This window comes from Capnocytophaga ochracea DSM 7271 (assembly GCF_000023285.1).
Taxonomy (GTDB): Bacteria; Bacteroidota; Bacteroidia; order Flavobacteriales; family Flavobacteriaceae; genus Capnocytophaga; species Capnocytophaga ochracea.
This window is the reverse complement of the sequence record NC_013162.1, coordinates 224,119-246,835: the sequence shown is the minus strand read 5'-3', so window position 1 is coordinate 246,835 and position 22,717 is coordinate 224,119. Positions and strand designations below refer to the sequence as shown.

Below are 22,717 nucleotides of genomic sequence, written 5' to 3'. Positions count from 1 at the left end.
AATTAAAATTCTACATTTAACCCCATTGAAATGATTTTATTTTGTGGGTATTGGACAAAGAGTCCGTCGCCAGCACGTTCGGGGTCTAATCCTTTATAGTCAGTAAGAGTCCATAGATTATCACCTGCGAAATACACTCTGAGTTTGGTTAGACCTACTTTAGAAATGATATCTTCGGGGAAAGAGAACCCAACGGTGATATTTTTCAAGCGTAAGTAAGAGGCATCTTGCAAATACCAAGTGTTAAAGCGGCAGTTATGTTCGTCGCCTACTTGATTAAAGTACATACGTGGATAGCTGTTAGAAGTACCTTCGCCACGCCAACGGTTGTTCACATAGTCTAAAGTAGGAGCTGTACCTTGACGAAAAGGGTCTAAGCCCCACCCCGTAGTATAGATTTTGCGACCTTCTACCCCTTGAAAGAGGACAGAGAAGTCGATACCTTTATACTCTAAATGTGCATTGAATGAATATTCGTATTTAGGGAAACGACCATCTACTACAGTACGGTCATCGTTATCAATTTTGCCATCGCCATTTACATCGCGATATTTAAAATCACCAGGACGTACGGGGTCGTTGAATTGTTTGGGAGAGTTATCAATTTCGGCTTGGTTTTGGAAAATGCCTATCATCTCGAGCATATAGAAGGAGTTATAAGGCAAACCATCTTCGCGAAGGTTATAACCGTCAATTTCACGCGCTCCAAAATTTACTAACTTGTTACGTGAAATATCAACATAGAAACCAGCCCCATAGCTCAACCCTTCTAAACGACCTTTATTGATAGAATGATTATATTGCACTGAGAGTTCGTGTCCATAATTATCCATTTCACCACTGTTAATAGTAGGAGCATTTAATCCTAATGCTCCTGTTACTTGTGCGCTACGGAGTATATCAAAAGTGTGCTTTTTATACCAGTCATACACAATAGAAATACGCTTAAATAGAGTGATATCAACTCCTATATCGGTAACGGAAGTAGACTCCCATTTGATATCGTTATTTGCATAACTTGTTTGTGCTACTCCTGGAGAAAGGGTAGTGTTATCAAACGGATAAGCTCCTGTGTAGTTGAGCAATGATTGATAAGGGTAGTTGCCTATATTTTGGTTGCCCAATAGACCGTAAGAACCGCGTATTTTTAAGTTGGTAAGCCATTGCATAGCAGGAGTGTCTTTGATAAAGCTTTCTTCAGAAATGCGCCAGCCTGCTGAGAAAGAAGGAAACCAACCCCAACGGTTAGCTTTAGCAATACGTGAAGTACCATCATAGCGTACATTAGCTTCAAGCAAATAACGTTCTTTATAATTGTAATTAAATCTTCCGAAGAAAGATTGTAAAGCCCATTCTATTGTATTACCATTATTGGTTTGAATGGCGGTAGTACCCGCATCAAGTTCGTGTAAGTTATTAGCTATATAGTCACGTCTATGACCTTGTAAGGTCTGATAATTATTGTACTCTTGGCTATACCCTGCTTGTAAGCCTATGGTATGGTTTTCTGCAAAGGTTTTAGTGTATTTTAGATAGGTGAAGAAGTTGGTATAAAAGTTTTTAGCGTTGTTAGAAATTAAACCTTTACCACCTACATCGAGGTCGCCCGTTACAGCTCCTGTGTGATAATTGTAAACAGGTACCACAGGGCGCCAGTCTTTATAGGATTCATCGGAATAAGTAACGGCTAATTTGGAATACCAATTCAAGCCTTTTGTCAAAGTAATATCGTCCCACAACTGACCCGATAAGTTGTATTCGGTAGTGTTGCGAAGTGCTCCACTATCAATAATGGCAGGCATATTCTTGTTAGCTTGCTCGAAATCGTAAGCCTTAGAAACATATTTGCCATCAGGAGTAAAAGGTCTATAAGTAGGAGCTTGTGCTATAGTAGAAAGGAAAGTATCTACGTGACCTTGGCGAGGACGTTCAGTTTTACCTCTATCCAAAGCTACGTTTACACCTACAGTAGCCCACGGTTTAATTTCGGATTTTATATTGCTACGGAAGTTAAGTCGGTCATACTTAAAGCCTCGTAGCACCCCTGGCTGGTCTACATAACCTAAAGCAATATTGTAGAGAGTTCCTTTAGCACCCCCACTGAGCGTAAGATTGTGGTTTTGCACAAAAGCAGGGTTGAACATATAGTCTATCCAATCGAAGTTTGGATATTGAATACGATCGGTAGCATTCTCATAGGCAGCTATCATTTCGGGAGTGTAATGCCCATCAGTAATACCCGAATTGGTTTTAGCTTCGTTGAACAAGCGCATATATTCAGCTGAATTGGTAACCAATTTGAGCATACGTGTAGGGGTATGAATAGCAAAGTTGTTTTGATAAGAGATTTTGAAATGTCCGTCGTTACCTAATTTGGTAGTGACTAAAATTACCCCATTAGCAGCTCTTGCCCCGTAGATAGAAGCTGAAGCTGCATCTTTGAGCACTGAAATGTTTTCGATGTCATTAGGATTGATGTTTGCCAAAGAACCAGGAACTCCATCGATAAGTACCAAGGGGTCGGAGCCAGCGGAGCTATAAGTACCTTGTCCACGCACACGTATTGAAGCCGACTCGGCACCAGGTTGCCCTGAACCTTGCACAATGCGTAACCCAGGTACTTGCCCTTGTAGCATTGTAGCGGTATTAGCTACTGGACGTTTCGTAAGTGTTTCAGCCGAAACTGCTGCTACGGCTCCCGTAAGGTTTTCTTTCTTTTGAGAACCATAGCCCACTACTACTACTTCACTCAATTCTTGGGTGTCTTCTTTTAGTTTTACATTGATAATCAAGCTATTACCCCCCCCCTTACCAACGGTTTTTTCTTGGGAGGCATAGCCCATATAACTGAACAATAGCACGTTGCCTTGAGAGGCTTCAATGCTATATTTACCATCAAAATCAGTAGCTACCCCACGGGTAGTTGATTTGATTTGCACACTCACTCCGGGAAGAGGAGTGCCTTTCTCATCGGTAACAGTACCGGAAATTTGTTTGTTTTGTGCCCATAGCAGAGAGGTAGTACTCCATAGAGCTATGAGTAATAAGAAGATTTTTCGTTTCATACTTCCAAAACTTTCTATTGGTTATTTAATGGCGCAAATATATTAATAAAAAGTTATATAAAACAAATATTTTCGCAACTTTTTATCAAAATATTTTGTTAAAAGTTTAACAATTGAATAATAAAAAGGCTACCCTGAGAAAATAACTTTTCAAGATAGCCTTTTTGTGTTATTGGAATCTGATTAATATCCTGGGTTTTGTTTCATACCAGCGTTTTTGTTTTTGTCTAAAGCTGTTTGTGGAATAGGCATATACATAAGGCGTGCAGACCAGGTTTTGGTAGTACCAGGGTTACCTACTACGTCTTTTATTTGTCCTCTCATTACCACACTTGCAGCTTCAGTGCCTTTAAATCCTCCGTTGCGAGTATCGTCTTCATACAAGCGGATATCAAAGAAACGCAGACCTTCACCTGCCAACTCTATACGACGTTCTTTACGAATAAAGTCGAGAGCATCATTTTTAGAAAGACCGGTAGGTACTTCGGGCATACCCACACGAGTGCGCAACTTGTTGAGTTCAGTTACTACTGTACCGTCATAACCTGTATTTTGGGTATGGGCTTCGGCATAGATAAGCATCATTTCAGCCAAACGAATGAGCGGGAAATCTACTCCTGTAGTGTAATAAGCGTCACCCCATATAGGCACTACGTCGTCTGCACCACTCATCTTCCTAAAGGCATAACCACTTTTACCGTAGTTTACAATATCAGGAATGTATTGCTGATATTCGTTCATTCGGTATTTACTTACAGAGGAGAATGGAAAGATGATAGAAGCATACAAACGACTATCTCTATTTTTGAACTGTGTCATATAGGCTTTATTAGGCAAGGTGTTCACAATACTATTTACTGCCTGACTGTAAGTAGATTTATTGGCTTCTTGAATTGTTTTTACTTCATCGGAAAGTGCTTTATAATCTAGAATACGTTGCTCCATAGTAGAAAGGGTAGGCTTGGTTTTACCATCGGTTGTCCAGTAAGCATCTACCAATTCTTGAATAGGGACAATAGTAGCCCAAGCGTGTTTAGACACTAAATTAGGAGTTAATAAGGCTGTTACTCTTAACCAGTTGCCTTCACGTTCACTTGCGATAAACTCCTTAGCAATAATGGTTTCAGGACTATTATCGGCTTTCCAAATATTTTGATAATTGAAAAGTCCTTTGATAAAGGTGTCTTCATCAATGCCATAAGCAGAAAAGTCTACGAATTTCTTAAAGTATTCAGCATCTTTTATCATATCAGGAGTAAGGGATGCTACTTGATGCAAGCGATAACCACCGTTATCAATAACATAGCGGGCTGCTGCTTCGGCTTGATCGTATTTACCAAAATAATAAGCTAAACGCGCTTTAATGGCATAGGTCATTGCTTTATTAAAACAACCTTTGTCATTAGTTTGAGGCAATATAGCAATGGCTTCGTCTAACTCTTTAAGCACCCACGTTCTGATTTCAGAGGCTGGTGTTTGGGCTAACCCATCGGGGTAATCATTGGCAACGGTGGTTACGAAAGGTACATTATTAAAATAAAGCGTAAGGTTTCCGTAAATCCACGCGCGCATTACGCGAGCTTCAGTTTTATACTTCTCACGTAAATTGGCTGAAATCTGTTGAAAGTTATCGACTTGTTCAATAACTTGGTTACAAGCACGTATGCCTGAGTAAAAGCCATTATAACCATAATCTTGAGAGGATGTAAGTGTATTTCCTTGTACAGAACTACCATTACTATCCCACAGATTTCGTGAATAGCCATTATCGGCATATCCGTCTTCGAAAATTCCGCCATAGCCATCATTTAAATGGCGATAGATACCATTTCGGAGCCCTATAAAAAGACGTTCATCTATCTTTGAAGGATCTAATGAATCTTGTGGGGTTTTATCGAAAAAGTCATCGCCACAACTCATTGTACCCATTAAGGCAAGCGCAATAAATGATTTTTGTATGATATTTTTCATTGTCTTTAAATTTAATAGTTATGATAGGTTAGAAAGAAAAAGACAAGCCAGCGATATAGCTTTTTAACACCAATGAATAACCACGACCACTGGCTACTTCGGGATCGAAATCTTTCATACGTTTATCGCCTCTAAAAGTAAAGAGGTTTTCACCTGAAAGATATACACGTGCATTGGTTACTCCTAATATCTTTTGTACTTCATCGGGTAGTGTATACCCAAGGGTTATGTTTTTAATTCTGAAATAATCGGCATTAAATAACCAAAAAGATGAAGTTTGCGTGTTATATTTATAACGAGCATCAGAAGGGACAAAAAGTTTAGGATAAGAAGCTCCTTGATTTTCGGTTGTCCAGTTATCTCTTTGCCACTCACGAGGTACAGAGTTATCAAAGAATGATTGTGAGGCTTCATTCCTTAGATATACTTTTACGCCTTGAATACCTTGCCCCATTATGGAGAAAGAGAAGTTTTTGTAGTTAAGTTCAATGTTTACTCCATAGGTGTATTTAGGGACATCATTACCTACTACAGTACGGTCTTTGGCATCAATTTTTCCATCGCCGTTAATGTCTACATAACGAATCATACCAGCTTCAGGGACTTGTTCTCCCAGAGGCACAAATTTTCCGTCAGTAATCTCTTGTGGGGTATAGAGACCATTGGAGTCATACATATAGAAATCGCCAATAGAACCTCCTTTTTTGTATATCCAAAGATCCTCAGGAGGTAATTGGTCTACTTTATCACCTAAGTCGACAATTTCGTTGTGGTTAAAAGTGCCATTTAAAGAAACGTTATAACTGAAGTCACCAAAAGATTTATAATGAGAGAGTACTAACTCAATACCTTTATTACGTACTTTACCTACATTACGTGCAGGTATTTGACTAGAAGAGAGGCCAGTTTCAGCCATTATATCATTAGCACGAATAAGAATACCTTTTGTTAAGCGGTTGTATAAGTCGGCGGTGATATTGATGAGCCCTTTACCAATACTCAAATCAAGACCTATGTTAGTGGAAGCAGTAGTTTCCCAAGTAAGGTCTGGGTTTCCTATACGTCCTTCGGTAAGGGTAGGAACGCTTACTCCACCTAATACCGTAGTACCTCCACTATCGTAAGTAGAATAGGTATCGTATAATCCTATGTTTTTAATATTACCATTCTCACCCCAAGAGGCGCGCAATTTGAGTCCGTCGAGCCAAGTGGCATTTTCCATAAACTTCTCTTGGTCTACACGCCAGCCCACTGAAAAAGAGGGGAAGTAGCCCCAACGACCTTTTTTAGCGAAACGAGAAGAAGCATCGGCACGGAAATTGGCTTCGAATAGGTATTTTTGGTCGTAAGTGTAACCTATCCTACCAAAATAAGAATTGATACTTTCTTCTTCGTAATAATTTATATTATTTTTTGTGTCTGTGAGTATTTGGTCTACTTCTTTTAAAGAACCACCTGAAAAGTCGTTCATATCATTGCTGGCGAAGTTTTTACGTCCTACGGTAAGACGCCTAAACGAATAGATATCGGTGTGCGCCCCTATCATTAAGGTTACGGCGTGTAGGTCGTTAAAGGTCTGGTCGTAGTTAAGCCAGCCGTCATAGATAAACTTATCGGAATAGAACCAATCTAAGTCCATTTGGTTATTAGTGGATGCTGTACCTGCAATAATTCCAGAAGCAGGATTTAGGAAACTTGGTACACCTTTCTTTCTGTTAGCAAAAGAGAACCCTCGATAATCATAATAACTATAAGCGAACTGATTGGTAACTTTTACTTTTTCGAACGGACGTACTTCGGCAGCGATAGAACCTAAAAGACGACGCGCTGTAGAACTACTTCTGCCATTTTCAGCCCAAGAACGGTAAGGGTTTGCGTTGGTTTCTTCAGAAGTTGTTTGTCGCCCGTTACGAACAGTACCCCATTCACCATTAGAATGTTTGGCTACTTGGGTGGGAGGTACGCGTAAAGCCTCTACAAAGTTAATACCACCGCGAGTATTGTTATGTTTGGTATAGATGAAATTAATATTAGAAGTAAGGGTAAGCCATTTTTTAATATCGGAAGAAGTTTTGGAGTTCAAGTTGTAGCGGTCGGTTACATCACCTCTTGAAGCTCCTTCTTCTCTAAAGAAACCTCCGTCTAATAGATATTTGAACTTTTCTACGCCTCCTGAGAATTGTACGTTGTGTTTGGTAATAAAGCTTTGTTTACGCACAATGAGGTCGAACCAATTGGTATTGGGATAGCGGTCGGGGTCAGAGCCATCACGATACTTTTGTATCATCTCATCGGTAAAAGTAAGGTTGGCTTCAGGGACACCTGTGTTGCGTTCGGCTAAGCGATACATTTCGGCATATTCAGCTGAATTTACCATCTTAGGTAAGTAGGTAGGCATTTGTACTCCTGTAGCACCTTCATAACTAATTTGCATTACGCCTGTTTTGGCGGCTTTTGTAGTTACCAATACTACGCCATAAGCAGCTTTTGCTCCATAGATAGCTGCCGAAGAAGCGTCTTTTAAGAAAGAGATGTTCTCAATACTATTAGGATTCATAGCATTGAAGAAATTGCTACTTACCTCTATACCATCTACGATATAGAGAGGGTCGGAATTACCTAAGTTACCGCGCCCGCGAATGTTAAGAGTCGTACCTCCAGGACGAGAGATAACGGTAACCCCGGCTACACTTCCTTGCAAGGCTTTGGTAATGCTTGTTGCCGGACGGCTGGCTAATTTCTTAGCGTCTACCGCTGCTACAGCTCCCGTAAGGTTTTCTTTCTTTTGGGTACCATAGCCCACTACTACTACTTCGCCCAATTCTTGGGTATCTTCTTTCAGCTGTACATTGATAATCAAGCTATTACCCCCCCCCTTGCCAACGGTTTTTTCTTGGGAGGCATAGCCCATAAAACTGAACAATAGCACGTTGCCTGGAGAGGCTTCAATGCTATATTTACCATCAAAATCAGTAGCTACCCCACGGGTAGTTGATTTGATTTGCACACTCACTCCGGGAAGAGGAGTGCCTTTCTCATCGGTAATAGTACCGGAAATTTGTTTGTTTTGTGCCCATAGCAGAGAGGTAGTACTCCATAGAGCTATTAGCAATAAGAAGATTTTTCGTTTCATACTTCCAAAACTTTCTATTGGTTATTTAATGGCGCAAATATATTAATAAAAGGAATATAAAACAAATATTTTTGCAGATTTTTAATTATTTTTTATTACGATGTAAAATATATAAGGAAAAATAAGAAAATAATAATAATACCAGAAATGCCAATAATGCCAGAAATGAGAAAATGAGAGAATTAGAAAATTAGTAAATGAGTAGTGATAAAAATTGTTTATTGATAGGTGAGACTTGTCGGACAAATCGAATAGGTTAGAGAGAGCGGAAGGAAACGGAGAAGTTCGGAAGAGGCGAGAGAGGGTTTTTGATGAAAAAAGGCTATTAGATGGGTATGGTTAGCTTATAGAGAGCTTATAGGAAGCTTATACGAATCTTGGAAGATTGGTATAGAAAGGGTATATAAATAGTTGATTAATAATATGATACAACAAGGGTAAAAATGTTAAAAAAGGGGTTTCGAGACGAAAGAAAGGGAATCCTCACCCCGTCCCTCTCCCAAGGAGAGGGGGTGTAGGGACGAATGGTGAATAACGAATAACAGAAGAGGCTGGCTCTTAAAGAGCCAGCCTCCCCTCAATTAAATTTAATTTAACTTACAATGACAACAAATTAAATTTCTATTCTAATATCACCATAAATTCGGCACCTGTGGCGAAATCTTCGCCATAGAAATCACTTAGGGCGGTGAAACGCACATAGCGTGCTTTTGTAACTTTGTCGAGCAACACTTGTTGGGCGCTACTCACATCTTTAAAAGCTCCTACTTTCACGGGTTCGCCCCAGTTCTTACCGTCGTTGCTCAGTTGTATTTGGTAATCTTTTACCTTTCCGCTCCAGCTATCAGTGCGCTGGGTAAAGCTAAAGCCTTTTACATTAACTACCTTTCCCATATCGAAATCTACCCAATGTGGGTGTTTGGCTACAGTAACTGAATAGGCGGAGTGCCAAATGGTATTGGGGTCGCCATCTACTAAATGTTTGGCGTCACCTACGCCTGCTTCTTCACTGCTGGCGAAAATTACTTCCATTGCCGTGCTTTCGGCTTTACCGAAAGTAAGGGTGTATTTCTGAGTTTCATTACCTGCAAACCATGCTTTTACAATACCTCCGTTAGGCAAATCGAAAGGAAGGGTGTATTTCTGTGCTTTGCTATTATTGATGCTGTAATAGATAGTTGCAAGGGCATTGGCTGTACTGATAGATACTTTTCCTACTTTGCTACGAGTAATAGAAAGAGGTTGCTCACCGCTTGCACTTACATTGGTTATGGTTTGCAAATCTTCTTTGGCTGGACGAATGATGAAACCGAAATTATGAGGGGTTGCTAACAAACGGTCACGCAACAACGGACGAGGACCGCAACTATGTCCACCCAAACCTGTGTTGCCTATGTTCAGTTGCAAGTACACGCCATCAGATTCTGGTAATTGGTAGGGGTGTCCTGCCAAAGTCATATCGATAGCTTTATAAGGTAAAGCTGCTACCGATAGCGGTTCAGCCCCCACAAACACTGCGCCGGCGCCCTGAGCATTGGTAAGAGCTGCCCAGCGGGTTTCTTGGTGTTGCCCCATATCTTGTGGTTTAGGGAAAGGCACAAATTCATCGGCTACCTTACCGCTGTAGAGACCTACAAAAGCCCCCGATTTGCGGTCGGGATAATTATCTTGTTTACCGCGACCGTAATAGGTGAAATTTTCGTATTGCTTAGGCAGTTTGAGTAAATAGCCCAATTCTGGCAATACCAAAGAGGCATCGTTAGACACCACGCTGGCTTGTAGTTCGATAGAGCCATCGGGATAGACGGTGAAAATTTGGTTGGTAGTGAACTTGAAGTCGTTTGCACCAAACTTCTGGTGAGTAAGTTCCTCTATCTTATTGCGCCCTGAGCTCGCACCCCCTGTTATTTTAGCTGCATTAGGCGCTTGTGATTCCACCGTGAAAAAGAATGTATAACCACCTTCTTTATTAGGTTTTACAGAGGAAGCAATGGCTTTATGATGCAGGTTATGCAATCCTTTTTCGAACCATTGTTCGTATATCCAGTTGTCGTTATTGGTGAAGGCGCGGAAAGCGTTGAGACTTAGGTCGCTGTTGGCAATAATAGTATGCTCACCATAGCGGAGTGTGCCTATCGTACCTTTATCGAAATCAAAAGTTACTGAAAAGTCTTTTCCGGTAATGGTCTTTTTGTCTTTGCTAAGGGTGAGTTTTTCTCCTTTGGCTACAGAAGAAAGAGAAGGCTTTTGGGTAGCAGGTTGCACTAAGAATTGTTCGCGAGCTTGCACAAATCCTTTTTTAGCCCAAGGAGTATCTGCTTTAAGGCGGAATTCTACAATACTGTAATATTCTTCATTGCTATCTAAGGTTACAGAGGTAATGGTCACACTTGATTTTTGCTGTGGCATCACAGAAGGCACTTCAAAAGGACGCTCTTCTACAAGCACACCGTTCTTATAGAGTTTCCATATACCCTCATAGTTTGAAAGATCGGTAAAATAGCCTTTATTGAAAATTTCAAAAGTAAAACTATTAAGTTTTTTCACGCCTATATTCTGATACACTTTCTGCACTTCGTAGTACTGTGGTTTTACTGTTCTATCGGCAAAGATAATGCCGTTCATCACAAACTGACCATCGTTAGGGAAATCGCCAAAATCACCTCCATAGGCTTGATAACGAATGCCGTCTTTGGTATAGTTGTACATCGCTTGGTCTACCCAATCCCAGATAGCACCTCCGCATAGAAAGTTGGAGCTTTCGATAGCCTCCCAATAATCGGCGAGATTCCCTACCGCATTACCCATAGAATGTGCGTATTCCGAGATGTGAAACGGATATTTGATGTCGTACTTACCTGTAGCAGCACCCTGTACCCACGCTACGGAAGGGTATTGGTTAGAGCCCATATCTACGATGTCGTTATTGCGCTCGTATTGTACAGGGCGAGAAGTATCGAGTGTTTTGAGGTGATTATAAGCCGTTACAAAGTTCTGACCAGGGCCTGCTTCATTACCAAGTGACCATATCACAATGGCAGGCGAATTATAGGTAGCCTCTACCATTTCGGTTACGCGGGCTGTATGTGCCTTTTCCCATTCTTTAGGGTGAGAAAGTGATTCTTTGCCGTAGTAATACTCGTGAGACTCTATATTAGCTTCGTTTTCTAAATAAATACCATACTTATCGCAGAGGTAAAACCAATAAGGGTCGGGTGGATAGTGAGAGTTGCGCACGTGGTTGATATTGGCTCGCTTCATCATCATCACCTCTTCTTCCATTTGTTGATGTGTGAGCACGTGTCCTTGTGCGGGGTGACTTTCGTGACGGTTTACGCCTTTAAATTTGATAGTTTTACCATTGAGATAATAATACCTTCCTGCCTTTCCGAAAGCATCGTCTTCAGCCTTAGTATCTTTGATTTCAACTTTTCTAAAGCCAAAGTAAGACGATACTGTTTCTACCACCTTCCCTTTTTTATCCAAAAGTTGAGCTACGAGCACATAACGATGAGACTCCTCAGCCGACCATAGTTTAGGATTCTTTACGGTTATTGTACCGCTCACTTTATCGATAGTGTTAGGAGCTACCGCTTTTAGGGGAATACTTCCTTTGGTAGCAGTAGAGGTAACGTCGTCTTTATACAATGAGACTTCGTATACGTTATAGCGCACTTGATAATCTTTGACTGCTTTTGGGCTGAGGTTACGCACTTCGGCATTGACTTTTAACTGCCAATCGGTGAGGTTTTGGGTATCTGTAAGAATGTTGAGGTTAAAGATTTGCACCTTAGGAGTACTGCGCAAGGCTACTGTTCTGAATATACCAGGTAGGCGGAACATATCTTGTGATTCGAGAAAAGAACCATCGGAATTGCGGTATACTTCTACGGCTACTTTATTCTTGCCTTTGTGTAGATATTTGGTAATATCAAAAGAAGCCACATTGCGTGAGTTTTTAGAAAAGCCTACATACTGCCCATTAATCCAAAGGTAGAAGAAAGAGTCTACTCCATCGAAATCGATGAAGATTTCACGACCGTCCCAATCGGTAGGTACTTCAAAATCGCGAATATAAGAGCCTACCTCATTGCGATACTCATAGGTTGTCCACGTTTTAGGAGGAGTGCGCATTACTCCTTTACGCCAATCGTCTACCTTGCGCTCGTGATAGAAAATCACGGGTTGGTTTACATAGATAGGCACTCCATATTTGAGCGTACCGTTTTTTTGGATACCTTGAATATTCCAGTTAGAAGGTACAGGAATCAACTCCCAAGCAGAAGCGTCGAAATCGGGTTTATAGAAGTCTTTGGGACGCTCTTCGGGAGTTTTGCACCAGTGGAATTGCCATTGTCCATTGAGAGATTTCCAATAGGGAGAATGTTCAGGCAATACTTGGGTAGCCGTCTTTTCGTCTTTAAACGAGAAGAAATAAGCACGGGGGTACTCTTTGTTAAGCGAGAGTTCTTCTACTGACTCCCATTCTTTACCCGTAGGGGCTGAGAGAGTGCCATAAGCAAAACCACCCAAAGGCTTGTGCTGGGCTAATAAATAAGGAGAGAGTAGTAAACTTAGCAGGGTACTTACTGTTCTAAAATAGTGTTTCATAAATTATTAGTATTAGTTTTGTCTTTTTGAAGATTGGATAATAAGGGCTCTACCTTGGCGTAATCTTTTACGACTTTGATGCATAGAAAAAGGGAAATGATTAACAAAAGGGTACCAATCACATTTATAATTGAAGTTGTATATGACATCTCGATAGTAGGGTCATCAAGCATAGAGGCTCTAAAAACAAAGTAATTTACTACAGAAGAAATAATTGAAATCGTCCACCAAATGGTTACAAAATTAGTAGGTAGTTTGGGTTGTATGTCTCCCCTTTGTATGAAAAGATTGCGAGTACTATCGTATATTTCTTTCATTATGCGATATGGGAGTACCCAGTTAGCAAAAGGAATGAACCAACTCCCTACTGCCCAACCATCGGTATATGAGAGGTTATTTTTCAGTTGGTGCAAGTTGTAATAAGCGCGCCTGAACCACATCAAAAAAAGAATACTCATTATAATGAATATCACAAGCCACAAAATACCTACTATACCTGAGAAAGTATCACTCAGTTCAGCTCTTGCAAACAATTCGTCATCTATTTCACCTACAAGGAACTCTCTAATAATATATAGTTCAAAAATATCTGAAATCAGAAATATGAATAAAAAAGCAAAGGATATCCACAACATTATTATGGCATTCTTAGCACGGGTAGTATTATCTCTTAACATTTTTGTTGGTTTTTATAAGAAAAGGCGTAACTGGAAGTTGATATTAAAAAAGGTTACGCCTTTTCTTGTTGAATATTGAAATCTCTAAATTTATAAATTATTAAACGCCTAACATATTCTTGGGGTCTAAAATCTCATCTAGCTTATCCTTAGAAAGCAAGCCGTGTTCTAATACTAAATTGTACACTGACTTACCTGTTTCAAGGGCTTCTTTGGCTATCTTGGTGCTATTTTTATACCCTATATGTGGGTTTAGCGCTGTAACGATACCGATACTGTGTTTTACCATATTGAGGCATACTTCGCGATTGGCGGTAATACCTTCGATACACTTGGTGCGCAAGGTGTCGATAGCGCGTTCTAAGAATACGATAGACTCGATAATGCACTGGCAGAGCACGGGTTCCATTACGTTGAGTTGCAACTGACCTGCCTCAGCGGCGAAGGTAACGGTAAGGTCATTACCAATCACTTTGAAGCACACTTGGTTCACTACTTCGGGGATAACAGGGTTTACTTTGCCGGGCATAATAGACGAACCAGGTTGCATTTTAGGCAGGTTGATTTCGTTGAGTCCTGCACGAGGTCCTGAAGAGAGCAAACGCAAGTCGTTACAAATCTTAGAGAGTTTTACAGCCATACGTTTTAACGCAGAGGAATAAATTACATATGAACCGGTATCAGGGGTAGCTTCTACCAAGTTAGAAGCAGTAACGAAGGCTTCGCCTGTGAGTTTAGCCAAGTTTTCGGCACATAGTTTGGCATATCCCTTAGGAGCATTGAGTCCTGTACCAATGGCGGTACCTCCCATATTGATTTCCAAGAAGAGCTTGGCGTTGCTTTGCAAGCGGGCGATTTCTTCTTCGAGGTTGGCTGCAAAAGCTTCAAATTCTTGACCAAGCGTCATAGGTACGGCATCTTGCAACTGGGTACGACCCATTTTTATTACATCGGCGAACTCTTTACCTTTCTTCCGAAAAGCCTCAATGAGCAATGATAGGCGCTTGATGAGCGTTTCGTTCATCTTGATAACAGCTAACTTTACAGTAGTAGGGTAAGCGTCGTTTGTAGACTGTGATTGATTCACGTGGTCGTTAGGAGAGCAGTGTTGGTAATCACCGCGAGGATACCCCATAATTTCCAAGGCGCGATTGGCTATTACTTCATTAGCGTTCATATTCACCGAAGTACCAGCCCCTCCTTGAATCATATCTACGAGGAACTGATGGTTAAACTTCCCCTCGATTACTTCTTTGCAAGCCTCAGAAATAGGTTTGAGTAGTTCGTCGGGGAGTAATCCCAAAGCGTGGTTTGTTTGAGCTGCGGCGAGTTTTACATAACCAATAGCTTTTACAAACTCAGGGTAATCACCCATTTTAGTTCCTGTAATGCGGAAGTTTTCGATGGCGCGTTGTGTTTGTACGCCATAATAAGCATCGGCGGGCACTTGCAAGTCGCCGATAAGGTCGGATTCTGTTCTAAATTTTGTCATAATTTTAAATTTTATATTTTTAGTAATTTTATATATGATACTTACGTTATGCAACGAAAATGTATTGGTTTAAAAAATTTCGGTAAAAGTACGGAAGTTTTTTTTAATAGAAAAGAAAAAAGAAAAATATTTTTTAAGACAACGTAACTTCGATTTAAAGGAGTGAGGTTATGCCTTAGAAATTAAACAAAAATTGGTAGATTAGTAAATTTAGAAATTAGCAAATTGGTAAAAGGAAGAGATGAAAATAGTTATTTGGCAGGTCGAACTTGTAGACAGACCGGATGAGTCATACATTTGAGAATTGTCGAAAAAACTCCGAAAAACTCTGAGTTTTCGAGAAGGGTTGGAGAGGAAACAGAGGTACTAAGGAGGTATCGGAAGAAAATGAAGAAAATCGGAATAGGGTTGAGAGAAAAATTGGTGCAAAAAGGCTGTGAGAAGGGTGGGGTTAGCTTATAGAGAGCTTATAGGAAGCTTATACGAATCTTGGACGATTGGTATAGAAAGGGTATGTAAGTAGTTGAATCATAATGTGATATAACAACGCTAAAAATGTTAAAAACAGGGTTTCGAGGCGAAAGAAAAGGAATAGGTGATAGGCCTTAGGTCATAGGTACTAGGGGGGAGTATGACGGAAAAGGGGGAATGTGGTGACGGAAAAAGGGAAGAAAAATTAGAGAATTAGCAAATTAGAAAATTAGTAAATGGGGAGGTGTGGGGGCTTAGGGCATAGGTATTAGGGTTATGACGGAAAGTGGATAGGCGGATTGGGAAATTAGAGAATTAGTAAATTTGGAAATTGGCAAATGAGGACGAGAGGGACGAGGTAAGATGGGTGGGATAGAAGAGACGGGAGATTAAATTAGCAAATTAGTTGGAGTTATATTGAACAAACGTTGATAATCATTTAATTGCTTGGAAGAATTGCCGGACAAAAAAAGGGAGGTAAGCTTATAAACAAAAAATATTAGTTCGTAATTCAAAATTATTTTATATCTTTGCATTCTAAAAAATCAAATAACGCTTAGTTTATGGAATATTTAGATTTTGAACAACCTATTAAAGAGCTTGAAGAACAGATGGAAAAGTGTCAGGTCATCGGTAATGAAAGTGATGTGGATATGACTGATGCTTGCAAGAAGATAGAAAAGAAACTCAACCAAGTAAAGAAGGAAGTTTATGGTAATCTTACGGCGTGGCAACGAGTGCAAATCTCTCGTCACTTAGAGAGACCTTATACTCTTGACTATATCAACTCACTTGCAGGAAACACTTTTTTGGAACTTCACGGCGACCGTACAGTGAAAGACGATAAGGCGATGATAGGAGGTTTTGGAAAGATAGATGACCAGAGTTTTTTGTTTATTGGTCAGCAAAAAGGAGTAAATACTAAGATGCGACAATATCGCAATTTTGGTATGGCAAACCCCGAAGGGTATCGCAAAGCCTTGCGATTGATGAAACAAGCTGAAAAGTTTAACATTCCTATAGTGAGTTTTGTAGACACGCCAGGAGCTTTCCCTGGTATTGAAGCTGAAGAACGCGGACAAGGAGAAGCTATTGCTCGCAATATATTGGAGATGTCACGTTTAAAAGTGCCTGTAATAGTGTTTATCATAGGCGAAGGAGCTTCGGGAGGAGCGCTAGGTATCGGTGTAGGTGATAAAGTGTATATGCTTGAAAATACTTGGTATTCGGTAATATCGCCAGAGTCTTGTTCCTCTATATTATGGCGTAGCTGGGAGTACAAAAAAGAAGCTGCTGAAGCACTAAAACTCACCGCTCCTGATATGAAGAAGTTAAAACTGATAGATGAGATTATTAAAGAACCACTCGGGGGGGCACATCGCGATCGCGAAATGATGTTTGCTACTGTTCGCAAAGTGATATTGGACACTTATAAGGATTTGAAGAAGCTTCCCACCGATAAATTGGTTGAAAAACGAATGAACAAGTACCTCGCGATGGGGGTGTTCAGTGAGAAGTAAGAAAATGATAATATCAACAACTTATAAAGGCGCTATTTAAGCGCTTTTTTTATAAAATGAAGATAGTAAACGGTTGCTAAATAGAAGAGTAAAGAAAACTTTTCAGAAGTTATCAACAGACTATTAACAGTGTTTGTGGGTAAAATCATCTACCCAAAATTAAACTATTTCGTATCTTTGCCGTATGAACGAAACAGAAAACACATCAGTACCAGAAATTGTTCCTGCAATACAACCATTCTCGCGAACACAAGTGAGTTTAGAGCGAGGAAAGCTCCCTCCACAAGACCTCAATCTTGAAGAAGCTATCTTGGGAGCTATGCTCATTGACAAGAAAGGCGTTGATGATGTGATAGATATACTCAACCCTGAAGTTTTTTATAAAAAGCAACATCAACTTATCTATCAAGCTATCTTTGAACTTTTCAACGAATCGGAAGCTATCGACCTGCTTACGGTGGCAGAACAACTTCGCAAAAATGGCAATTTGGAGGCGGTGGGAGGAGAGTTTTACCTTATTAATCTCACCCAACGAGTATCATCATCTGCTAACGTAGAATTTCACGCGCGTATTATTTTACAGAAGTTCATCAAGCGCAAGCTCATTGAAATTTCTTCGGAAATTATAGAAGACGCTTACGACGATACTCGCGATGTGTTTGATTCGTTGGACAGTGCTGAGCAGAAGCTCTATGAAGTAACACAAGGTAACCTAAAACGTTCCAGTGAAGCAGCGGGAGATTTGGTGATAAAAGCACTCAAGAAAATACAAGACCTCTCTAATAAAACTGATGGGTTTAGTGGAGTACCTTCGGGCTTTACCAAGCTTGACCAACTCACCTCAGGTTGGCAAGCGAGCGACCTTATTATCGTAGCGGCACGCCCAGGTATGGGGAAAACAGCCCTCACGCTTTCTATGGCAAGAAATATAGCAGTAGGGCAGGGGATACCCGTAGCGTTTTTCTCGTTGGAAATGTCGTCGGTACAGCTTATTACGCGTTTGATTTCCTCAGAAACAGGTTTGTCGTCAGAGAAATTGCGTACAGGGAAGTTGGAAGAGCACGAGTGGTATGTGCTAAATACTAAGGTGAAAGACCTAGAAAAAGCTCCTCTTTTTATAGATGATACGCCTTCTATATCAATTTTTGACCTCCGAGCTAAAGCGCGCCGACTCTCTACACAGCACGGCATTCAGCTAATTATTATTGATTACTTACAGTTGATGACGGCAGGAGGTAGCAAAGGAGTGGGTAACCGCGAGCAAGAGATTTCTACAATTTCTCGTAACTTAAAAGCTCTTGCAAAAGAGTTGAACATACCCGTAATAGCGCTTTCACAGCTTTCGCGTAATGTGGAATCACGTCCTGGACAGCAAAAGCGTCCGCAGTTATCCGACTTACGTGAATCAGGAGCTATTGAGCAAGACGCCGATATTGTATCGTTTATCTACCGTCCTGAATACTATAAAATTACAGAATGGGACGACGAATCAGGAACACCTACCGCTGGACAAGCTGAATTTATTGTGGCTAAACACCGCAATGGAGGTTTGGATAGTATCCGATTGAAGTTTGAAGGACATTTGGGAAGGTTTGCTAACTTAGAGGAATACGACAGTGGAAGCTATTTACCTATGGGAACACAAGAATTTGTTTCGAAGATGAATGAAAATGTAGCTTTTGAAACAGTGCCTACTGCCAATCCGGAGCAGGCTTTTGGTGCACCTTCAACAGCTTCAACCGAAGACGATATACCTTACTAAAAATAACTCTTGGAGTTTGTGAATATCCAAGAAAACTTTTTTGCCATTCTTCTCAATAGCATAAAATGATGCGGAGAGAGGAATGGCTTTGTTATAAAATTAATACTTATCGTATTCCAAATTAAAAAAAGTAGTATCTTTGCGGAGTCAAACAGACTTCATTATGATTAAATCATATATATCCAAAATATTTGCCTCTATCGTTAAAAAAAAGATAGACCGCTGGGTTAAAGCTCCAATAGACACACAACAAAAAGTATTCCTGTCGCTTATAGAACAAGCCAAAAATACGGCTTTTGGGCGTGACCATCATTTTGAGGAAATCCAAACGTATGAAGATTTTGTTGCCCGCGTGCCTATACGCGATTATGAAGCCTTGCGTCCTTATATCGATAGGGTAGTGGAAGGCGAAAAAGATGTGCTATGGAAAGGCAAACCGCTCTATTTTGCCAAGACTTCAGGGACTACCAGCGGGGCGAAGTATATCCCTATTACCAAAGACTCGATGCCCTTCCATATTCAGGCAGCACGTGATGCGATTTTATGTTATATACACGAGACTAAAAAAGCCGATTTTGTAGAAGGAAAGATGATTTTCTTGCAAGGAAGTCCTATTTTAGGTGAAAAAAACGGCATTAAAACAGGACGACTTTCGGGCATCGTGGCACACTATGTGCCTGCTTATTTGCAGCGCAATCGTATGCCTTCGTATAAAACCAACTGTATAGAAGATTGGGAGACCAAAGTAGAAGCGATTGTTACCGAAACTTTTTCTGAAAATATGACTCTCATCAGCGGGATACCTTCGTGGGTGCTGATGTACTTCGAGCGATTGTACACGCGCTCTGGTATTAAAGTAGGAAAACTGTTTCCTAATTTCAACTTGTTTATTTATGGAGGGGTGAACTACGAGCCTTATCGCCAACAATTTGAGCACCTCATCGGGCGCAAAGTGGATAGCATAGAACTCTATCCCGCCAGCGAGGGATTCTTTGCCTATCAAGATAGTCAGACAGAGAAAGGAATGCTCTTATTGCTCAATTCGGGTATTTTTTACGAGTTTGTAGAAGCTGATACTTTCTTCAGTGATGCTCCCAAACGAGTGGCTTTGCAGGACGTACAATTGGGGGTGAACTATGTACTCATTATTTCTACCAATGCCGGCCTTTGGGGTTACAACATAGGCGACACGGTGCAATTTACTTCGCTTGCGCCTTACCGCATCGTAGTTACAGGGCGCATTAAGCATTTTATTTCGGCTTTTGGCGAACACGTGATTGGCAAAGAAGTGGAAGAGGCAATGCGCGAGGGGTTAGAGGCTACAGGAGCGCGTATCACAGAATTTACGGTCGCTCCTCAGGTAAATCCGGTAGGAGGTGAATTGCCTTATCACGAGTGGTTTGTAGAATTTGAGCAAAAACCTACTGATATGAAACGCTTTGCCCAAGTGATAGATGAGGCGTTACAAAAACAGAATATGTACTACTACGACCTCATACAAGGTAAAGTACTCCAACCACTCAAAATTACCGAAGTTCCCGAAAGCGGTTTTGCTTCTTATATGAAGTCGCAAGGAAAACTCGGCGGACAGAATAAAATACAGCGATTGGCGAATGATAGAAGCCTTGTGGAGCGATTAGTTAAAAGTTAAGATTAAGACTGATTACCTTAAGAATCGCGAATTGCCTTACATATTCAGTTATTGAAGACTTTGACTCTACAAACAAATGCAAATCATTTTTGCTTAACAATAATGTAGAATTATTAAATGATATGAGTTCGACGTAAGAAAAGTGTGGCTTACGCTACAGAAATCTTATAAATCTTCACAAATCAAACAAATAGGCAACAAGTTGCCTGAAAGTCTCGCACAGATTACACAGATTGCACGGATTTAAACACAAATAGATTTTAATATTATGGAACAAAAATCCACGGATGACTAGCTTCGCTATTAGATTTCACAGATTACAATGTAAACACAGCTGTAAATCAGTATTGTATATATCGAACTGACGTTAAATAAAAAAGCCAATAGCATTTTACTATTGGCTTTTGTTTTTTAGTTGTTTTGTAATTTGTAGTTGATAGGGTAAGCAAAGGTAACTGGTGTAGGTTTACCACGTTGTTTACCAGGGATAAGTCTAGGAAGTTTCATAATAAGCTTCTTAGCATCATCTTCCAAAATTTTATCGGGACCACGCACTCCTAAAACGGTAATAGTACCATCGGTATTGATGCGGAAGTTTACAAATACTTTTCCTTGAATACCCATTTCGGCGACAGCTTGTGGATAGCTAAAGTTCTTTACTACGTGTTTGTTCAAGTTTTCTTGAAAACATTTCATTTGTTGATCTTTAGGAACGTTTTTACAAGCTTCGAACATAGGTTTATCTTCGATAATAGTAAAAGGCACATCTACATCAGGAGCTTCTTCTACTACAGTTTGTTTAATTTCTTCTACTTTAGCTATTTGCTCATTTTTAGTAGTTTCAGTAGTACCAATTACTTGTTCTTCGATTTTAGTATCGTTTTCCACTACTTTTACTTCCTCTACCACTGTAGGGGCTGGAGGTGGTGGAGGTGGTGGAGTTTCAGGAGGGGTCTCCATTGTGTAGTTCTCTTGATTTTCGTCAAGAGCCTTATCCACATCTGACGTACGGTTGTCTTGAACGCTTTTGTCATACACTTTTGTTTCGAACCCCCATAAGGTAAGGGCTGATACAAGAGCGAATCCTATGGCAAAGAACAATCCGCTACTTTTTGCCAAATCGGCTTTCGGATTTTTTTTAGGTTGCATAATGATTTTCTTTTAAAAGGTTATTAAATATACTTTTTATCTGAAAAGCTTTTCATACTTTCTCATAAACAGTAGAGCAACAACTGTGCCAAATGTATTGAAGAGCATATCAATATAGTCGGCAGAGCGAGTAGTGGTGAGTAAGCCTTGTAATATTTCCATTGTTGCGCCTAAAAACAAGGCGGTGATTACTGCCCATAATTTACTTCTAAATGCTAATATAAACAGTACTGTGTAACCGAAATAGAAGCTGAAATGAGCGACTTTGTCTAAATAGGGAATGCGAGGTGCTTTGGGCATTTCGCTGGATGAGATAAGACTTAGAGTGATAATAGCTATCGTCCATATACCCCATAACAAAGTGTATTTGTGTTTTTTAAGCATTTATTAGGGTTTTATAAGCTTCGGCTGAGAGTAGATTATCTAACTGGGTAATATCGCTTATTTTCAGTTGTATTATCCACCCTTTGCCATATGGGTCGGTATTTACTTTCTCAGGTTTTTGGTTTAGCGGTTCATTAAACGCGATTACTTCGCCCGTGAGGGGCATAAATAAATCGGATACTGTTTTTACGGCTTCGATACTGCCAAATATTTCATCTTCATTAAGGGTATCGCCTATGGTTTCTACTTCCACATACACAATGTCGCCTAATTGGTGTTGTGCAAAATCGGTAATGCCTGCTGTGGCTATATCACCTTCGATGCGCACCCATATGTGTTCTTTAGTGTATTTTAAATCAGATGGAAAGTTCATTGCCCAATAAATGTCTTAAAAAGCGAGCCAAAGGTACTCTCTTTTTTTGTAACTACCAAATTTTTATTAGAAAAATTTTAACATTTTATTTGAGTTGTGGGATAATGGTCGGTAAATTAGTAGATTAGGTGCGGGCTATACGAGTGGTTAATGATTAATGGTTAATGGTGAAATTGGGAGAGGATTATACAAAGCTTATAGGATAATTGAACAATGAGTGGCTTTATAGAGGGTCTATAGTGGCTTTATAGAGGGTCTACAGTGGCTCTACAGTGGGTCTACAGTGGGTCTACAGTGGGTCTACAGTGGGTCTACAGTGGGTCTACAGTGGGTCTACAGTGGGTCTACAGTGGGTCTACAGTGGGTTAATAACGATAGATGACTAAAAGGAGAAGGGGGATAAAGTGAGGAAAAGAAGAGGATAAGAAGGTGGGCGCTGGGAATAAAACTGAAAGCAA

12 protein-coding genes are annotated in these 22,717 nt (G+C 40.3%); 3 read left to right on the top strand and 9 right to left on the bottom strand.

Annotation, left to right across the window (positions count from 1 at the left end; genetic code table 11):
• Positions 1 to 2: 2 nt before the first annotated feature.
• The 6 genes from COCH_RS01005 to aspA all read right to left on the bottom strand — a co-directional run bounded on the left by COCH_RS01005 (position 3) and on the right by aspA (position 14,949).
• Positions 3 to 3,065 (bottom strand): SusC/RagA family TonB-linked outer membrane protein, encoded by a 3,063-nt coding sequence (locus COCH_RS01005; protein ID WP_012796966.1) that lies wholly within the window; start codon positions 3,063 to 3,065, stop codon positions 3 to 5.
• Between the two features lie 183 nt (positions 3,066 to 3,248).
• Positions 3,249 to 5,036 carry a RagB/SusD family nutrient uptake outer membrane protein gene (locus tag COCH_RS01000; RefSeq protein ID WP_012796965.1) on the bottom strand — a complete coding sequence of 596 codons (1,788 nt, stop codon included), beginning with the start codon at positions 5,034 to 5,036 and terminating at the stop codon, positions 3,249 to 3,251.
• A 28-nt stretch (positions 5,037 to 5,064) separates the two neighbouring features.
• On the bottom strand, positions 5,065 to 8,169 hold the full coding sequence (locus COCH_RS00995) for a SusC/RagA family TonB-linked outer membrane protein (RefSeq protein WP_012796964.1): 3,105 nt from the start codon (positions 8,167 to 8,169) through the stop codon (positions 5,065 to 5,067).
• A 621-nt stretch (positions 8,170 to 8,790) separates the two neighbouring features.
• Complete coding sequence (locus COCH_RS00990; protein ID WP_012796963.1) at positions 8,791 to 12,780, bottom strand: glycoside hydrolase family 2 TIM barrel-domain containing protein; 3,990 nt, start codon at positions 12,778 to 12,780, stop codon at positions 8,791 to 8,793.
• Positions 12,777 to 13,457, bottom strand: coding sequence for a DUF4328 domain-containing protein (locus COCH_RS00985; protein ID WP_012796962.1), 681 nt, complete (start codon positions 13,455 to 13,457; stop codon positions 12,777 to 12,779). Before COCH_RS00985 ends, COCH_RS00990 begins: the two co-directional genes overlap by 4 nt.
• A 100-nt stretch (positions 13,458 to 13,557) precedes the next feature.
• The gene (gene aspA / locus COCH_RS00980) at positions 13,558 to 14,949 is read right to left on the bottom strand and encodes an aspartate ammonia-lyase (protein WP_009410654.1); all 1,392 of its coding nucleotides are present in this window, start codon (positions 14,947 to 14,949) and stop codon (positions 13,558 to 13,560) included.
• A gap of 1,034 nt (positions 14,950 to 15,983) precedes the next feature.
• On the opposite strand from aspA, the gene COCH_RS00975 reads away from it, so the two are divergent.
• The 3 genes from COCH_RS00975 to COCH_RS00965 all read left to right on the top strand — a co-directional run bounded on the left by COCH_RS00975 (position 15,984) and on the right by COCH_RS00965 (position 20,353).
• Positions 15,984 to 16,940: an acetyl-CoA carboxylase carboxyltransferase subunit alpha gene (locus COCH_RS00975; RefSeq protein WP_002673067.1), complete on the top strand. Its 957-nt coding sequence runs from the start codon at positions 15,984 to 15,986 to the stop codon at positions 16,938 to 16,940.
• A 184-nt stretch (positions 16,941 to 17,124) separates the two neighbouring features.
• On the top strand, positions 17,125 to 18,702 hold the full coding sequence (gene dnaB / locus COCH_RS00970; protein ID WP_009418771.1) for a replicative DNA helicase: 1,578 nt from the start codon (positions 17,125 to 17,127) through the stop codon (positions 18,700 to 18,702).
• Positions 18,703 to 18,865: 163 nt separating this feature from the next.
• Positions 18,866 to 20,353 carry a GH3 auxin-responsive promoter family protein gene (locus tag COCH_RS00965; RefSeq protein WP_012796961.1) on the top strand — a complete coding sequence of 496 codons (1,488 nt, stop codon included), beginning with the start codon at positions 18,866 to 18,868 and terminating at the stop codon, positions 20,351 to 20,353.
• A 411-nt stretch (positions 20,354 to 20,764) separates the two neighbouring features.
• Here the strand turns inward: COCH_RS00965 and COCH_RS00960 are convergent, their stop codons facing one another.
• From COCH_RS00960 to gcvH, 3 genes are read right to left on the bottom strand one after another with little or no spacing between them, the layout of a single operon-like run.
• Entirely contained in the window at positions 20,765 to 21,502 is a 738-nt protein-coding gene (locus tag COCH_RS00960) for an energy transducer TonB (protein WP_012796960.1), read from the bottom strand.
• A 36-nt stretch (positions 21,503 to 21,538) separates the two neighbouring features.
• Positions 21,539 to 21,886: a VanZ family protein gene (locus COCH_RS00955; RefSeq protein WP_012796959.1), complete on the bottom strand. Its 348-nt coding sequence runs from the start codon at positions 21,884 to 21,886 to the stop codon at positions 21,539 to 21,541.
• The gene (gene gcvH / locus COCH_RS00950) at positions 21,879 to 22,259 is read right to left on the bottom strand and encodes a glycine cleavage system protein GcvH (RefSeq protein WP_012796958.1); all 381 of its coding nucleotides are present in this window, start codon (positions 22,257 to 22,259) and stop codon (positions 21,879 to 21,881) included. The genes COCH_RS00955 and gcvH overlap by 8 nt, the downstream gene beginning before the upstream one ends.
• Positions 22,260 to 22,717 lie beyond the last annotated feature (458 nt).

Bases quoted from the DNA above. Each gene is read 5' to 3' on its own strand.
- COCH_RS01005 (WP_012796966.1), bottom strand. From the start codon at position 3,065: ATGAAACGAAAAATCTTCTTATTACTCATAGCTCTATGGAGTACTACC.
- COCH_RS01000 (WP_012796965.1), bottom strand. From the start codon at position 5,036: ATGAAAAATATCATACAAAAATCATTTATTGCGCTTGCCTTAATGGGT.
- COCH_RS00995 (WP_012796964.1), bottom strand. From the start codon at position 8,169: ATGAAACGAAAAATCTTCTTATTGCTAATAGCTCTATGGAGTACTACC.
- COCH_RS00990 (WP_012796963.1), bottom strand. From the start codon at position 12,780: ATGAAACACTATTTTAGAACAGTAAGTACCCTGCTAAGTTTACTACTC.
- COCH_RS00985 (WP_012796962.1), bottom strand. From the start codon at position 13,457: ATGTTAAGAGATAATACTACCCGTGCTAAGAATGCCATAATAATGTTG.
- aspA (WP_009410654.1), bottom strand. From the start codon at position 14,949: ATGACAAAATTTAGAACAGAATCCGACCTTATCGGCGACTTGCAAGTG.
- COCH_RS00975 (WP_002673067.1), top strand. From the start codon at position 15,984: ATGGAATATTTAGATTTTGAACAACCTATTAAAGAGCTTGAAGAACAG.
- dnaB (WP_009418771.1), top strand. From the start codon at position 17,125: ATGAACGAAACAGAAAACACATCAGTACCAGAAATTGTTCCTGCAATA.
- COCH_RS00965 (WP_012796961.1), top strand. From the start codon at position 18,866: ATGATTAAATCATATATATCCAAAATATTTGCCTCTATCGTTAAAAAA.
- COCH_RS00960 (WP_012796960.1), bottom strand. From the start codon at position 21,502: ATGCAACCTAAAAAAAATCCGAAAGCCGATTTGGCAAAAAGTAGCGGA.
- COCH_RS00955 (WP_012796959.1), bottom strand. From the start codon at position 21,886: ATGCTTAAAAAACACAAATACACTTTGTTATGGGGTATATGGACGATA.
- gcvH (WP_012796958.1), bottom strand. From the start codon at position 22,259: ATGAACTTTCCATCTGATTTAAAATACACTAAAGAACACATATGGGTG.